This window comes from Bradyrhizobium sp. SZCCHNPS1003 (genome assembly GCF_032381555.1).
In the GTDB taxonomy this organism is placed as follows: Bacteria; Pseudomonadota; Alphaproteobacteria; order Rhizobiales; family Xanthobacteraceae; genus Bradyrhizobium.
On sequence record NZ_JAUHIU010000022.1, the window covers coordinates 14,579 to 29,470 of the forward strand.

Genomic DNA, 14,892 nt, shown 5'->3' on the forward strand with positions numbered 1-14,892 from the left:
ATGCGTATTCTGGTCACGGGCGCCGAGGGCTTCATTGGCCGTGCGCTGCTGTGTCGGTTGCTGACCGACATGGACGGCACTGACGTCACCGGGCTCGATCTCGCCGTCGCGCCGCCTTGGGCGTCCGGTGATCGCCTCCGCTGGATCAGAGGCGGCCTCGACGATCGCGCCGTGCTGGAGCAACTCGGCGCCGCGCCGTTCGACCTCGTGTTCCATCTCGCCAGCATTCCCGGCGGCCGCGCCGAGGCCGAGCCGGCGCTCGGCCGCCGCGTCAATCTCGATGCGTCGCTGGATCTGTTGCAACTGCTGGCACAGAGCCGACATCGGCCGCGCGTGGTCTATGCCAGCAGCATCGCCGTCTACGGCGCGCTCTCCCAGGCGCCGGTCAGCGCGCAGACGGAGGCACGGCCGGCGATCACCTATGGCGCGCACAAGCGGATGGTGGAGATCGCGCTCGCCGATCATACGCGGCGCGGAGACCTGTCGGGGATCGCACTGCGGCTGCCCGGCATCGTCGCACGGCCCAGACCCGTGAGCGGCTTCGGCTCCGCCTTCATGAGCGAGCTGCTGCATGCGCTGTCCGCAGGCGAAAGCTATGTCTGCCCGGTGTCGCCGGACGCGACCGCCTGGTGGCTGTCGGCGAAGGCCGCCGTCGACAATCTCGTCCTCGCCGGGAAGCTCGATGTCTGCGGGACGTTGCAGCCTCCGGCGCTTCGCCTCTCGATCGCCGAGGTGGTGGCTAGCTCGGTACAGCTGTTCGGAACTGCGCGCTCCGCGGGCGTATCGTTCGCGCCCGACGCGCGCATCGAGGCGGTGTTCGGCCGCTATCCTGAGTTGGATGCCAGCGCCGAGTTGGCGCTGGGCTTCGCCCACGACGCATCGGTGGCGGATATGATTTCGAATGCGGTTGGCGCCAGGATTTGGCGGGATAAGAAGGCGAACTCGCCGCAATGACCGCGCGAGCCTTGTGATCAGGACGATGCTTTGGGGCGCATTTCGTTGTGCCGGAAGACGCCGCCGAACGTGCTGTGGTGACGATTGCTGACTCGCGCGCGACCGGCACATTCCGGAGATACTGTAGTTCCGTCCTTACTTGGTGATGCGACCGGAGACTGTGTTCATGCCTCTCTTACCGGCGATCTGGTCGCGCAAGGCGCGCGGTGTGGTCCCGAAGTGGGTCCGTATCGCAAACGAGAATGAGCTTGGCTCGGAATAGCCGAGGCGCCTCGAGATGTCGGAGAGCGACAAATCGCGGTCGTTCATCAGCCGCAGCGCCTCGTCCATGCGGGCTGCCTCGACCAGCTTGCGAAAGCTCGTGCTGAGTTCGGTGAGCCGGCGCTGCAGCGTCCGCGTGCTCAAGCCCATCGATCGCGCGACGTCTGCGCAACTGGCCCGGTCGAATCCCATGGCGGTGACGTCGGCGACGACATGGTCGACGAGCGTGTCGGCGCGCCCCCTTGTCTGCAGCGCAAGGTCGGCCCGGCTGACGAGCGTTCGCAGCAAGTCCTGATCCGCGCCGATCCAGGGGGCGTCCAGATCCTGCGTCCGGAAGCAGATGCAGGGCTGTCTCGCCCCCAGAATCACGCGACACTCGAAATGCTGCTCGTAGCTGTTGTGTACGCGCCCCTGCGCGCCGGGAAGCGCGATACTCTCCGGGCGCAGGTGGGGCGCCGATCGGTAGAGCAGACCGAGATAACCCGCGAACACGGAATCCATCTGCGCAGGGTGCATGGCGACCGGGCCGTCATTGATCGTGTAGCTCAGTTGCGTCGTGTGTGCTGAAACGGACAGCGAGAAGCGGCCGGAATTGCTGATCAAGCTCTGATACCTGACCGTCGCCGCGAGCGCCTTCCGCAACGAGGCGCTGTGGATGATGATCAGGCCGAGGATGTTCATCGCCTGAAGCGGCAGGGCGGCACCGACCTTGAGCCCGAGCAGCGGATCGTTGCTCACCATCATGGCGTGGCGCCAGATGCGGCGCACCATCACCTGCTGCAGCTGCCTGGTCGGCGCAGCGCGATCGACCTGGGCAAGCCATGGCGCCAGCTCCCTTGGGCTCAGCCCCTGATGCCGGAGCTCCTGCAGCATCACCGAGATCCAAGACGAAATGACGGTCTGCATGCGGCGATCCGGCGCGGGAGTTGGCGTGTCATCGATAGTGATTGGCGCGCCGTCTCATGTCCAGGTCCGGCCGCATGCGGCATCGTTCTCGACCATAAAAAATCCGGGAGGCGAACATGACGGCCGACGCGAGCTACAAGCGTCAACGCGCCAGCGGCGCGCTCGATGGCGCCTTTGATGCGATCGTGATCGGCTCGGGAGCCGGCGGCCTCACCACCGCCGCCCTTCTGGCGACCGAGGGCAAGCGGACGCTGGTGCTCGAACGGCATGCGGTAGCCGGCGGATGCACGCAGGTGTTCAAGCGCAATGGCTTCGAATGGGATGCGGGCCTCCATTACATGGGAGAGGTGCATCGGGCCTCCAGTGGTCTGGCGCGGCTGTTCGATCGTGTCACGGGAGGGCGGCTGGCCTGGGCGCCGATGCCCGATGTCTACAACCGCATCGTCATCGGCGACCGCTCCTATGACTACGTGTCCGGAACGGGGCGCTTCAGGGAGCGCATGAAGGACTATTTCCCCCGCGAGGCGGGCGCCATCGATGCCTATGTCGACCTGATCGTCGGCGCCAACCGTGCCGCCCGGACGCATTTCGCCAATCGCGCTCTGCCGGCGGACCTGATCAGTGCCGAGCGCGCGAGCGCAGGTGCCGCATTCCTCGATTATTCGAGCCGGACGGTGCTCGAGGTCTTGAAGGACCTGACCTCGGACCAGGAGCTCACCGCCGTTCTCTGCGGGCACTACGGCGATTATGCGCTGCTGCCCAGCAAGGCGTCGTTTGCGGTGCATGCTATGGTCATCAAGCACTACATCGAGGGCGCGAGCTATCCGGTCGGCGGATCCGGACGAATTGCGGAGACGATGTCGGAGACGATCCGCGACGGCGGCGGGTGCGTTCTCGTCGCGGCCGAGGTACGCAGGATCGTCGTGCGCAACGGCGGGGCGATCGGGGTGGAGATGGCTGACGGCGAGATCATCGAGGCGCCCGCCATCATCAGCGCCGCAGGCATCGACCAGACGCTCGGCATGCTCGCGGACGACGATGCACCGGGTCTCGCGGGGCTGAAGGCCAAGTCGCAGCTGCTGCGGCCGTCGCAATGCTACGTGATGCTGAACATCGGCCTTTCGGCGTCGAACGACGAGCTCGGCATGGACCCGGCGAATGTATGGGCGCATCCCGGTGCCGACCTCGTCGCGAACTGGGAGCGCTTTGCGGAAGCGCCGGCGAGCCGGCCCATGCCGCTGCACTTCATCTCGCAGCCCTCGGCAAAGGATCCGAGCTGGCCGGCGCGCTATCCGGGGCGTTCGACCATCGACATCTGCAGCCTCACCCATTGGGACCTGTTCGCGCCGTTTGCGCAGAGTGACTGGAAGCGGCGCAGCGCGGACTACGAAGAGTTGAAGGCACGGCTCAGCGCGGAGATGCTGGCCGAGATCGACCGCTTCTATCCGCAGACGCGCGGCAAGGTCGTTCATGCGGAGCTGGCGACGCCGCTGAGCTTCAACCATTTCCTCGGCCGCCGCCAGGGCGACTTCATGTCCTACGCGCAAACGCCCGAGCGGTTTGCGCAAGGCTGGATGCGCGGGCCAGGTCCGGTTCGCGGGCTCTTTTTCAGCGGACAGGATGTGGCCGGTGCCGGCGTCAGTGGCGCCATGGTCGGCGGGCTCATCGCCGCGTCAGCGGTGCTCGGCAAGGACATGTTCCAGGCGTTGCGGGGTTGAACCATGTCCGCGCCGGGTGTCAGCGATCTCGCAGGGATCGAGGCGATCGAGCAGGAGGCGCCACTCGCCGTGCGCCTGCCGCATGCCAGCATCTGGCAGGCGTTTAAGACTGCGGCACGGCGGCATGCCGACAAGGTCGCGGTCAGCTTCCTGGCGGAGGGGCGGCATGACGGCAGGGTCGATGCGTGGACCTATGACGAGCTATGGCGGCGCTCGGAAGCCGTCGCACACTGGCTGACGTCGGTCGCCAGCGGCGAACGCTCGATCGGGCTACTGTTGGCGAACGTCCCTGAATTCTACTGCGCCTATCTCGGCGGTCAGATCGCCGGGATCCCGTGCCCGATCAATCCCGCGCTGCCGCCGCATGTCGCGGCTGCGATCGTCCAGGGAGCGGGTTGTCAGGCGCTGGTCGTCGAAGGCCCCACCCGCAATCCTGCTGTGTGGCAGAACGCGTGCGGGGTGGCGGCCGAAAGCCCCGGCCTAAGGCATGTCCTGGTCATCGGCGACGGCGGCGAGGGAATGCCCGACGGGGTCACCGTGACGACCCTGGAGGATGTCGTGGCCGCGGCTGCATCGGCGGCATCCGCGCCCGGCGCGCAGCTGACACACGAAAGTCCGGCGGCGCGCTTCCACACCGGAGGCACGACCGGGGCGCCCAAGATCGCCACCCACAGCCACGGCAACCAGCTGTACGAGGCGTGGGCCGTTGCGCATCTCGTCGGCTTCAATTCCTCCGATGTCGTCCTGGTCGGCCTGCCGCTGTTTCACGTTCATGCGGTGATTCCGCTGAGTCTGGCGCCGCTGCTGCAAGGCGCGCAGCTCGTGCTCTTGGGTGCGCAAGGCTTTCGCCATCCGGACGTCATCGGCGGCTTCTGGCGTATCGTCGAGCGCTTCCGCGCCACCGCCTTCAGCGCCGTGCCCACGGTCTACGCAGCGCTGCTGGCGGTCGATCCTGCGGGCGCGGACACCAGTTCGCTCCGTTTCGCACTCTGCGGCTCGGCGCCGCTGCCGCAGCGTCTCCTGCGCGATTTCGAAACGCGGACAGGCCTGACCATCCTCGAAGGCTATGGCCTGACGGAGGGCACCTGCGTGAGCAGCCTCAACCCGGTGCGCGGTCCGCGCCGCATCGGCTCGATCGGTCTCCGCTTGCCTTACCAGCAGATGCAGGTCGCGCGGCTCGACGACGAGGGCCGACGGCTGCGCGATTGCGCCTGCGGAGAAACAGGCGAAATCCTGATCAGCGGGCCGAACGTCTTCAGGGGCTACACCGATCCTGATCTGACGCAAAAAGCGTTTGCGGCTCCGGGCTGGCTCGCCACCGGCGATCTCGGCCATGTCGACGCCGAGGGCTTCTTCTGGATTTCCGGCCGCAGCAAGGATCTCATCAAGCGCAGCGGTCACAGCGTCGATCCCAGGGCCGTCGAAGAGAGCCTGCTCGGGCATCCCGCCGTCGCCGCCGCGGCCGTGGTCGCGCGGCCCGACCCGCGCGCGGGCGAAGTGCCGTTCGCGTTCGTCACGCTGCGGGACAACGCCGCGCGCGATCAGGCGACGCTGCTGGCCCAATGCCGCCTCATCGTCAACGATCCGATTTCCGCGCCGGTCGATCTGCGGATCGTCGGCGCGCTTCCGCTGACCGCCGTAGGCAAGATCGACAAGGTGAAACTCCGAGACATGGCGGCAGCAACCCAAGAGGAGACGTCCAGATGATCCGCATCACGGTCAGCTATCCCAGCGCAGCGAATGCCCGCTTCGACCATGAGTACTACCGCGACAGGCATCGGGCGCTGCTGCTCGAGCGGCTCGCGGCGCATGGGCTGGCGTCCGTCGAGATCGACAGATGCCTGTCGGACGGCGCCGGCAAGCCGCCGCCGGTGGTGGCCGCGGCCCACATGATGTTCGAGAGCCTCGACGGCTTCCAGGCCGGAATGGCGGCGCATGGCCGGGAGATCATGGCCGACGTCGCACGCTATACCGACATTACTCCCACTGTTCTGATCAGCGAGGTCGTGCGATGACGCGGCCCGCCACTTTGTCGTCCTTGCCCGAGAAGCGCTTCTGGGGCTGGGGCTATCTCGATGACGGTCTGACCGCCGCCGAAACCGCCGCCGCGCGGCGGCTGGTCCAGGCGCTCGGCCGGCCGGGTCCCGATCTCGCGGCCCCGCGGCTCGATGAATTCGCTCTGCGGGCGCCGCGCAAGCCTGCGCCGGATGCCTTGCAGGACATCCTCTCGGCGACGCCTTACGACCGCCTGACGCATGCATATGGCAAGAGCTTTGCGGACGTTGCGCGGATGTGGATGCGGCACGTTCCGCACGCGCCCGATTGGGTCGCCTATCCCCGCAACGAAGCGGACATCGCGCGCATTCTCGATTGGGCCGCGGGCGCCAACGTCGCCGTCGTTCCGTTCGGCGGCGGAACCAGCGTCGTCGGCGGCGTGGAGCCGGATGTCGGCGCCAGCTACGACGCCACCGTGTCGCTCGACATGGAGCGCTTCGACGGCATCCTCGAGATCGACCGCACGAGCCGCGCCGCGCGCATCGGCGCAGGCATGCTCGGCCCGGCGCTGGAGGCAGCGCTGCGCCCGCACGGGCTGACGCTCAGGCATTTTCCGCAGAGCTTCCAGTTCAGCACGCTAGGCGGCTGGATTGCGACCCGGGCAGGGGGCCATTTCGCGACCCAGTACACCCATATCGATGATTTCGTGGAGAGCACCCGGGTCATCTCGCCCGCCGGTGTGTTCGAGACGCGGCGCCTGCCAGCCTCTGGCGCTGGGCCGGCGCCCGACCGGCTGGTGATCGGATCGGAAGGGATCTTCGGCGTGATCATCGAGGCCTGGATGCGCCTGCAGGACCGGCCGCGCTTCCGAGCGTCGGCGTCGGTGCGGTTCGCGACTGTCGCCAAGGCGGTGTCCTGCATCCGCGCGCTGTCGCAATCCGGATTGCAGCCGACCAACTGCCGGCTGCTCGATGCTGCGGAAGTGGCGTTTGCCAGGGTGGGAGACGGAAAGACGCCGACTCTCATTATTGGTTTTGAATCGCCCGATCATCCGCTCGACGCCTGGATCGCCAGGGCGCTTGAGCTTGCCGCCGATCATGGCGGGGCATGGGATGCGGACGAGCTCGAACGATCAGTGCGCGGCGATGACCTCGGCTCCGCGCAGCGCAAGGGCTCCGCTGGTGAATGGCGCAACGCGTTCCTGCGCATGCCGTATTGGCGTGACGAGACCACCAGGCTCGGCGCAATCCTGGACACGTTCGAGAGCGCCGTGACCTGGAGCGGTTTCGACGCGTTCTACGACGGCGTGCGCACCGACGTCGCCGATGCCATCGAACGGGTGACGGGTGTGAAGACCAGTCTGTCCTGCCGTTTCACCCATGTCTATCCCGACGGCCCAGCTCCCTATTTCACATTCATGGCGCAGGGAGATAGCGATGGAAACATCGGTAATGCGCTCGCGCGTTGGCGCGACATCAAGGCGGCCTGCAACGATGCGGTCATTCGCCATGGCGGCACCAGCACGCACCATCATGCCGTCGGCCGAGACCACCGGAGCGGCTACGAAAAGGAGGTGCCGGACCTGATGCGGCAGGCCTTCGCTGGAGCCAAGAGCGTCCTCGATCCAAGCGGCATCATGAACCCCGGCGTGCTCATCGATCCGCACGGGCGGACCGTCGGCTTCACTGGTGCGACCGGCGCCGGAATCGGCTCGTCATCCGTATGAGCGGATCGAGATCTTGCTGCTGAGTGAAACGGAACGGCTCGCTTGCATTTTGCTGACGAACGAATGCGGGCGGGGGAACCGCGTCCCGTCAAGTGGTGCAGCAAGGAGCGTTCGTTGGGCGAGCGGTGCTCCGGTTAGCCCGGCAGACCGAATTCCTGTCGCACGATCTTTACCGAACATCCGGGTTAGGCATGCTGTCGAGGCTCGACGCTCCGAGCTAGGCTGTTCTCCGGTAATATAATAGGTCTTCTGGGATCGTGGTCTTCCGACGGAGCGGGCGAGGGACTTGGACCTGCGACCAAATGAGGGGCCCTGGAAGCGTCAAATTCATCCATTCGTACCTGTACTGCCCTCTTGTGTAGGGCCGAGTTTGTTCAGTCATTTGGGGCGAGCTGCTAAAAAGCCGTGCAGAACAATGATGCCGTTTCTCCCCAAAAAGTGTTTCAGTTCTTTGATTTTGTTGGATTTTCTTGCTTCCCTAGGGAGTGGCAGCCTAGGCGTCGTTCAAACGCCGCGCTATTTTCCGACTTGTGGCTCTCGGATGCGTAAGGGCGTGCTTGCGACGTTGCATATCGCTTCGACGAGAAGACGCACCGCTCGTCCTTCCCAACCTATTTGATCGATTGGGGCTTCCCAGTACTCCGACAGAACGTAGGCCAAGTGACGGGCCTTCACACTCAAGCCCGTCATCGTATAGGCGGGGGTCCCCATTATGGCTCGTTCAACGGGATCGAGGCGGGCTAGCAGGGCCTCATCCCTTACCGTTAGGTACTCGTCGGACTGTATAAGGTTTTCACCGTCACGATCGAGTTCAGCTACCAACGCCAAGAACTGGTTTTCGAAGGCGACCAAAGGAGCGTCTGGGTCTCCGGTAGCTTGCTCGGGGCTGGTGCCTTCGGCGTGATCATGCATTTTGTTAACTCGGTAAACGGAAACCGACTATCATACACGATTAGCGTTTATATTCGCGGATGTCAACGCTTTTCGTGGCTGTTAGACGGAAACCGTGTTCCCATGAAATGGCGGTTGAATGACTCCCGATCAATCTCGGGCGGCTCGTGGTCTGCTCGACTGGTCTCAGGCTGAATTGGCTGCTCGCTCCAATTTGAGCGAGAGTACAATTCGCGACTTCGAAAAAGGCCGCCGGATCCCGTCGATCAACAATTTGGCGGCCGTCAGGCGCGCTCTGGAGGGTGCGGGCGTTCAATTCATAGACGGCGATCAGCCCGGAGTTCGCTTGGTGCGCTGACAGACAGCTCCACGCGCTACCACTCATATGCGATTTCTGGCGATGGCTTCGCCACAAACGGCAGCGTTTCCAAATAGCGCTACCGTCTAACAATAATGGTTTAGCGCTCAGGGGCAGCGACCTCAGGCGGATTTTCTTTTCCTCCGGATGATCATTGAGAGATCTGTCGGGGGAGGGGGGGACGCGTGAATCGCCCCCCGCTACCACGCGTGACCCACTATTGTAGTGGGCCTCTGGAAACACATCTGCCCCGAGCAATGCGGCCAGCTTTCCCTTGACTTCAATCTCAAAGCCCTCCCGGGGTCCCTTCGGGTGAACCGCGACGCCATGCACGAGGGCCCGGAAATCGTCGATCAGGGTGCCTTGGTCGTCGTCGGCACTGGCGTGGCCCGCCATCCTTTCCGCCAGCGCGTCGACGGTCGCGACATGGCGATCCAAGGTTGCCGGATGCAGGGCCACAGGGATGGGGGCTTCCGCAAGCGCGGCCCGTTCCGCCTCGACACGCTGTCGTCCCCCGTTCAGCTCTGCAATGCGTTGTCGGGCATCTTCCTCCGAACTGACATAGCTGATCACAAGATCGATGTTGCGCTGCCGCTCGCCCTCGATCCGATCGCGCTTCGCCTCCAGTCGCGTGCGCGTTGCGGCCGCGTCTCCGGCAAGCCGCTCTCTTTCACGATTGTAGTTGCGCACGTAGATTTCGATCAGCCGAGGATCCTTCAATCCTCGGCCATGCCGCTTAGGACCAGATTCTCGACGTCCCGAATGTACAAGATCCTGCGGTTCGAACAGCTGCCGCTTTCGCGCACGGCCGAACAACGGACCCGGGTCTTAGCAATCGCGCGATTTCCGGGTACGAACCTCCTCCGTGCGCAACAGCGCACGGACGCAACGGCGTAGCGCTCCATGCGCGGCGTCCACACGCATTGCGTTGCGTCGCGCCCAATCCTCAAGCCCAAGGATCACGCACAATGTTGCTGCGCTGATTGTGGTTCTTGATGTGCAACTCATGCATTGCGACGGTGTACGAGATAAGTGACCTGTTACTTGGAGCGCGAACAAATTCAAACTTGCCACTCACCGCAGTGCCTTCGATGGACGTTAGCACCAATCGATGTCGATCTATTCGGTAGAGCACAGGCGTAGGAGATATCGTTCGCGATCGGCGATAGTGGGCATCGTTCTCAAATTGTAAGGCTTGGCCGCGTATCTTAAATTTAGAATGAGGCATATTCGACTTGATGAAACTGATTGAGGTCAAGTCAAGCATTCAAGACCGGTAAGCGGGCGCTGTGCCATTTCGAAAGAATGCGATCAGGCACCTCGGAGGCCGTTCCTGATCGGTCGACGGGGAGGCGCTTCGCGTCGATTGGGACGAACCCGATCGAAATGAAAGCCAGTAGCACCGTTGATCCAGATCAATAGCAGTCGGCTGTAACGGCGCGATCTTTTTACAAAAGAGGTGCACCATGTCCGTGCAGTCGCCTTTGACTGACTCACCGGGACCTTCGAGCCGAGACGAACGCACTCGCCAGATCGATTCAGCAGCCTGGGCGGTGTTCTTCATCTGGGTCGGTGTCGTCATGCTCGCCGACCTGCCCTGGGCTTGGTTCCTTGTAGGAGTCGGCGTCCTCATTGTAGGCGCGCAGATCGTGCGACAGCAACGGGGCCTGAAGGTCGAGATGTTTGGTGTAATCGTGGGGCTCATCATGCTCGCGGCCGGCATCTGGGATCTTGTTGCTCTGCCCTTGCCGCTTATGCCCATTATCTTGATCGTGCTCGGCGGCTATCTGCTTTGGAAGACGCTTTCGCGAAGGGCTGAATCTTCGTAGGCGCGTGGTAGTGCGCGGCGCAGGGAGGCCGGGATGACTTGGATGACCAAATTGGTCGTGCTGGGGTTGGCCGCAGTTGGCGGCGTGGTCGCGCTCCGGTGTCTTCCGGTCGAGCCGCGGCATCGCTTGACGCGCACAGCAGGTGATTGGGTGAACAAGAAGATGCTCGCCCACATGGGGTGGATAATGGCGAGCCTTCCGGAAGGCGCCCCACCCAAGCTGGTTATGTCTGTCCTGCCCAAGCTCCAGGCGCAGAATGAAGAGATACTCGAGCTGCTACGCGTGCAGAACGAGCTTCTTCGGCGAGGGCAGAACATCAGCGAGTTAAGTTTGGACGCCTGACGCACCCTAAGCACCCGGAATGACAATAGCCGCCGGTCCCACCATTCGCGCTAACGTTTGTCGCGCAGGATTTTGGACCATGCTGGTCGTGGCCGCTGCCTTCGCCAGTGCGGCGGATGCGCGGCAGGCGCACCGGATGGCGATCTCCGGCCGGGGTGACGGCTACGACGGATATTGGAATGGTCTCATCATCACTGACGCCGGCACGTGCGATCGCACCTACAGCCTTCCCGTCCATATCGCAGGTGGACATGTGCTGTCCGGAGGAATGGCCGAGGTTGCTGGCAGTGTCCCTCGCAGCGGTGATCCCAGTCTCGCTGGTCCATCATTCGGTTCAGACGATGAGTGTCCTTTCGCCTACTTCATCTTTGGGTTCAGTCGAGAGTCCGCTAAACCCTTGTGGGCGCAAGTTCCAGGCACATTGGGCCGGTCGTGACGATCGGCGTCTCGCACGCGACTATCTATGATACAGGCCGACCAGAGTGGCCTCGGCGAGGGTGAACTTGCGCGCCTCGCGTTCGACGTCGCGGCACGAAGCATTCGCCCGTATATTCAGATGATCCGCCGAGAGCGCAAGGAGCCGGAAATGATAGTGGTGGACGCCATGTCCCGGCGGAGGACACGGTCCTCCATAGCCAATCTTCCGGAAATCGTTGGCGGCCTGCTTCAGCCCGGGCTTCTGTGCTGCGCCATCCACAAGGCCGGTTTGCGTGGGTGGGATGTCGTAGACCGCCCAATGATGCCAGGTGCCGCTTGGGGCATCGGGATCGTCACAGAGCAGGACATAACTGCGGGTTCCCTCGGGTGCGTTGGCCCACTGCAGGTGCGGGGACAGGTTTTCGCCGTCGCAGGTGAAGCGTCGCGGAATAGTCGATCGGTCGACAAAAGCGCCGGACAGGAGTTCCATGGTTCTCTCCTAGCTTGAGGTGGGGACAGGCGCTGGTGTGCGCAGATATCGCTCGAACCACTGGCTGGCATGGTCGATGACGGTGTTCATTGCGCCCGGCTCTGGAAACAGGTGCGTCGCCCCAGGAACGATTTCCAGTTCCGTTGGCCCGCCAAGCCGGGCGAGCGCCTCCTCGTTCAGCTCGATCACGCCGGAGTCGGCGCCGCCCACGATCAGCAGGGTTGGCGCATGGACATGGGACAAGGCCTCGCCAGCCAAATCCGGACGGCCGCCGCGGGAGACTACGGCGGCAATTCGATGAGGCAATTGAGCCGCGGCGACAAGGGCGGCCGCGGCGCCGGTGCTCGCGCCGAACAATCCAACCGGGAGGCCGGCAATCGCCGGTTTAAGGCCTTGAAGCCAGTCGATGGCTGCGACCAGCCGCTTTCCAAGCATTCCGGTATTGAAAACGTTCGAGCGGTCATGCTCTTCTTGCTGTGTGAGAAGATCGAATAGCAGCGTCGCAAAGCCGCGCTCATTCAGCCCCTGCGCGACCGCAATGTTCCGGATACTGAATCGGCTTGAGCCGCTGCCGTGTGCAAAGACGACCAAGCCGCGTGCATTTTCCGGCAGGGTCAGCGTTCCCGCCAGCCCGAATGGCGGAATGCGAACGTCGAACGCTTGATCGATCTTCATGACGCATCCGCTCTGGGGGCAGCCCTTCTGGGTCAGCCCTGGAGGTTTCTGAGTTGGGCCGGAAGATGGGCCATCAATTTCTCGAATTCGCCGGGATCCAGCTTTTCCCATAGCACTTCGTAGATTCCACGCGCGGCCGTGAGGGGATCGATGGGAAATTGCGGCGGAAGCTCTCGGCCAACATGCGCTACAAATTCGTCGATGTGCCGCTCCTTGGTCGGAGTCGCCGCCATATGCCAGCCCTCGTAGTAGATGCCGCGCACGATGATCGGTAGCTGCGCGCCGAGCTTGGCTGCGACCTCCGGCGGCAGACGGTCGCGCAGCGCGTGCAGGACGGCTCGCAACGCATTGTAGGCATGGTGGCGGCTTTCCAGGGCCAACTGCTCATCGATCGCTTTGAGCCAAACATTGGTTTCCTGAACCGAATGATCCAATGCAGTCACACCCGTTGTTGTGCTCATGGTCTCACTCCCAGGACAGAGACAGATAGTGAATTAGTCGCAGCCTGTCCTCGGCCTGCTTTGACCTGCCGCAAAGTTCCCCGAAGGAGGGCAACAAAATGAGCGCCGCCGGGCGTTCTGGACCGGCGGCTAGTTACCTGGTTGAGGGCGTCGGGCCGGGTTGATTTCGCGCAAGGCCGTGCGCGGGCGGCGTGCTCAGATCGGTCGCCTTTTCTGAGGAGCAAGATCATGCAAACCCCGGCTCAAATCGAATTCGAGAATCTGACGCCGTCTCCTGAGCTGCAAGCTGCGATCAGCCAGCACATTTCCGAGCTGGAAAAGCGCTTCGGTCGAGCGACCGCAGGGCGCGTCATCGTGCGAGGCCCTGGCGAGCGTCACAAGACGGGCGGTCAGTACCAGGTAAACATCCGGCTCGTTCTTCCCGACGGGCGCGAAGTCAACGTGGGCCGGACGCCCAAGGAGGATGAAAGGTATGCCGACCCGACCTTTGCAGTGGACGACGCTTTCAAGCGGGCGCGGCGGCAACTGCAGGATCAGGTGCTTGTGATGCACCGCGAGACGAAGCACCACCAAGGAGAGCCGGTTGGCACCGTGCTACGGATCGATCCTAGCGGCGAATTCGGGTTCCTCGAGGCGGACGACGGCCACGAGGTTTATTTCAATTGCAACAGTGTTCTGGAAGGCCGCGCGAACATCGCCGTCGGCGCGCGTGTCGGCTATGTCGAGGAGCTCGGAGAAAAGGGGCCTCAGGCCAGCACGGTCAGGCTCCTGAGCAAACACGGCATGCGGACGTAGGTGGTTCCTCATCTCAATTGGTGGTGTGCTCACAATGGACAGTAGCTGGACGCCTCGTACCGCACGGACGCGGAGCGATCGGTTGCGCCTTTTTGCCTTGAATGGCAGCACGGAGCTGGGCGAGCAGATTGCGTCCTCATTGGGCTGCAAGCTGGCGGCCCACGAAGAGCGCAGCTTTGAAGACGGCGAGCACAAGGTCCGGCCACTCGATACGGTTGCCGGGTGCGATGTCTTTGTCGTTCACAGTCTTCATGGAGGTCCGATTGAGAGTCCGAACGACAAGCTTTGTCGTCTGTTGTTCATGATCGGCGCACTGAAAGACGCAGGTGCCACGAGCGTGACCGCAGTCACGCCATATCTTTGCTACGCGCGAAAGGATCGCAGAACGAAAGAGAATGACCCCGTGACGATCCGTTACCTGGCGTCGTTGTTCGAGGCGGTCGGCACGGCCAGGATGGTGACGCTCGATGTGCATAACGAGGCTGCCTTCGAGAATGCATTCCGCTGTCCTTCGATTGCACTCACCACGGCGCCGCTGCTGATCGGAAGGATAAAATCAATCGCCGGCGACAGGCCGATCAGCGTCGTCTCTCCCGATCTCGGTGGTGGCAAGCGGGCCGATCTGTTGCGGGAGGCATTGCAAAAGGCCTTGCAGAGACCCATAGGCAAGGCCTTCGTCGAGAAACATCGCAGCTCCGGCCGGGTGTCCGGCGACCTCTTTGCCGGCGACGTGGCTGATGCGTTCTGCGTCGTCGTCGACGATCTCATCAGCAGTGGCGGAACCCTGGTGCGTGCGGCGAAAGCGGCGCGCGCGCACGGCGCAGGAAGTGTCATTGCGTGCGTCGCTCACGGCCTGTTCATGCCGGGGGCGGAAACGGCACTTGCGGACGCGTCTATCGATCACATTATCGCGACGGACACCGTTCCGCCGTTTCGGCTGCGCCCGGGTCCGGTTCTTGCCAAGCTTGAGGTGATCTCGGCGGCTCCGCTGCTGGCAGAAGCCATCAGACGGCTGCATCAGAACGAGTCGCTGGCTGATTTGATGATGTATCAGGCCTGACGAAGCCTTGCTCG

At 63.5% G+C, this 14,892-nt stretch carries 16 protein-coding genes; 12 read left to right on the top strand and 4 right to left on the bottom strand.

The genetic code is table 11. The features are described 5' to 3' along the window. Positions 1-954, top strand: coding sequence for an NAD-dependent epimerase/dehydratase family protein (locus QX126_RS28840; protein WP_315785443.1), 954 nt, complete (start codon positions 1-3; stop codon positions 952-954). 135 nt (positions 955-1,089) lie between these two features. On the opposite strand, the gene QX126_RS28845 is transcribed toward QX126_RS28840, so the two are convergent. Continuing rightward, positions 1,090-2,121 (bottom strand): AraC family transcriptional regulator, encoded by a 1,032-nt coding sequence (locus tag QX126_RS28845; RefSeq protein ID WP_315785445.1) that lies wholly within the window; start codon positions 2,119-2,121, stop codon positions 1,090-1,092. A 116-nt stretch (positions 2,122-2,237) separates the two neighbouring features. Between QX126_RS28845 and QX126_RS28850 the strand changes: the two genes are divergently transcribed. The 9 genes from QX126_RS28850 (at position 2,238) to QX126_RS28890 (ending at position 11,416) form a co-directional block, all read left to right on the top strand. Further along, positions 2,238-3,839: an NAD(P)/FAD-dependent oxidoreductase gene (locus QX126_RS28850; RefSeq protein WP_315785447.1), complete on the top strand. Its 1,602-nt coding sequence runs from the start codon at positions 2,238-2,240 to the stop codon at positions 3,837-3,839. 3 nt (positions 3,840-3,842) lie between these two features. After that, the gene (locus QX126_RS28855; protein ID WP_315785449.1) at positions 3,843-5,546 is read left to right on the top strand and encodes an AMP-binding protein; all 1,704 of its coding nucleotides are present in this window, start codon (positions 3,843-3,845) and stop codon (positions 5,544-5,546) included. Next, a complete protein-coding gene (locus tag QX126_RS28860) occupies positions 5,543-5,854 on the top strand; it encodes an EthD family reductase (protein WP_315785451.1) in 312 nt (103 codons plus the stop codon). Before QX126_RS28855 ends, QX126_RS28860 begins: the two co-directional genes overlap by 4 nt. Continuing rightward, positions 5,851-7,560 carry an FAD-binding oxidoreductase gene (locus tag QX126_RS28865; RefSeq protein WP_315785453.1) on the top strand — a complete coding sequence of 570 codons (1,710 nt, stop codon included), beginning with the start codon at positions 5,851-5,853 and terminating at the stop codon, positions 7,558-7,560. The genes QX126_RS28860 and QX126_RS28865 overlap by 4 nt, the downstream gene beginning before the upstream one ends. Positions 7,561-8,590: 1,030 nt before the next feature. Beyond that, on the top strand, positions 8,591-8,809 hold the full coding sequence (locus QX126_RS28870; protein WP_315785456.1) for a helix-turn-helix transcriptional regulator: 219 nt from the start codon (positions 8,591-8,593) through the stop codon (positions 8,807-8,809). 312 nt (positions 8,810-9,121) lie between these two features. Then, entirely contained in the window at positions 9,122-9,706 is a 585-nt protein-coding gene (locus tag QX126_RS28875; RefSeq protein ID WP_315785459.1) for a hypothetical protein, read from the top strand. Between the two features lie 569 nt (positions 9,707-10,275). After that, positions 10,276-10,638, top strand: coding sequence for a hypothetical protein (locus QX126_RS28880; RefSeq protein ID WP_315785461.1), 363 nt, complete (start codon positions 10,276-10,278; stop codon positions 10,636-10,638). A gap of 42 nt (positions 10,639-10,680) precedes the next feature. Beyond that, entirely contained in the window at positions 10,681-10,980 is a 300-nt protein-coding gene (locus QX126_RS28885; RefSeq protein WP_315785462.1) for a hypothetical protein, read from the top strand. Between the two features lie 79 nt (positions 10,981-11,059). Continuing rightward, complete coding sequence (locus tag QX126_RS28890; protein ID WP_315785464.1) at positions 11,060-11,416, top strand: hypothetical protein; 357 nt, start codon at positions 11,060-11,062, stop codon at positions 11,414-11,416. A gap of 21 nt (positions 11,417-11,437) precedes the next feature. Here the strand turns inward: QX126_RS28890 and QX126_RS28895 are convergent, their stop codons facing one another. From QX126_RS28895 to QX126_RS28905, 3 genes are read right to left on the bottom strand one after another with little or no spacing between them, the layout of a single operon-like run. Further along, positions 11,438-11,887, bottom strand: a complete 450-nt coding sequence (locus QX126_RS28895) for a YbhB/YbcL family Raf kinase inhibitor-like protein (RefSeq protein WP_315785466.1) — start codon at positions 11,885-11,887, stop codon at positions 11,438-11,440. A gap of 9 nt (positions 11,888-11,896) precedes the next feature. After that, the gene (locus tag QX126_RS28900) at positions 11,897-12,562 is read right to left on the bottom strand and encodes a dienelactone hydrolase family protein (protein WP_315778082.1); all 666 of its coding nucleotides are present in this window, start codon (positions 12,560-12,562) and stop codon (positions 11,897-11,899) included. Positions 12,563-12,594: 32 nt separating this feature from the next. Further along, positions 12,595-13,023, bottom strand: a complete 429-nt coding sequence (locus QX126_RS28905) for a DUF2267 domain-containing protein (protein WP_315733835.1) — start codon at positions 13,021-13,023, stop codon at positions 12,595-12,597. Positions 13,024-13,251: 228 nt separating this feature from the next. Here QX126_RS28905 and QX126_RS28910 point away from each other — a divergent pair, with 228 nt between their 5' ends. Together QX126_RS28910 and QX126_RS28915 are read left to right on the top strand one after the other, a co-directional pair. After that, complete coding sequence (locus QX126_RS28910) at positions 13,252-13,818, top strand: HPF/RaiA family ribosome-associated protein (protein WP_315778083.1); 567 nt, start codon at positions 13,252-13,254, stop codon at positions 13,816-13,818. Between the two features lie 82 nt (positions 13,819-13,900). After that, positions 13,901-14,878 carry a ribose-phosphate diphosphokinase gene (locus tag QX126_RS28915; protein ID WP_315778084.1) on the top strand — a complete coding sequence of 326 codons (978 nt, stop codon included), beginning with the start codon at positions 13,901-13,903 and terminating at the stop codon, positions 14,876-14,878. Positions 14,879-14,892 lie beyond the last annotated feature (14 nt).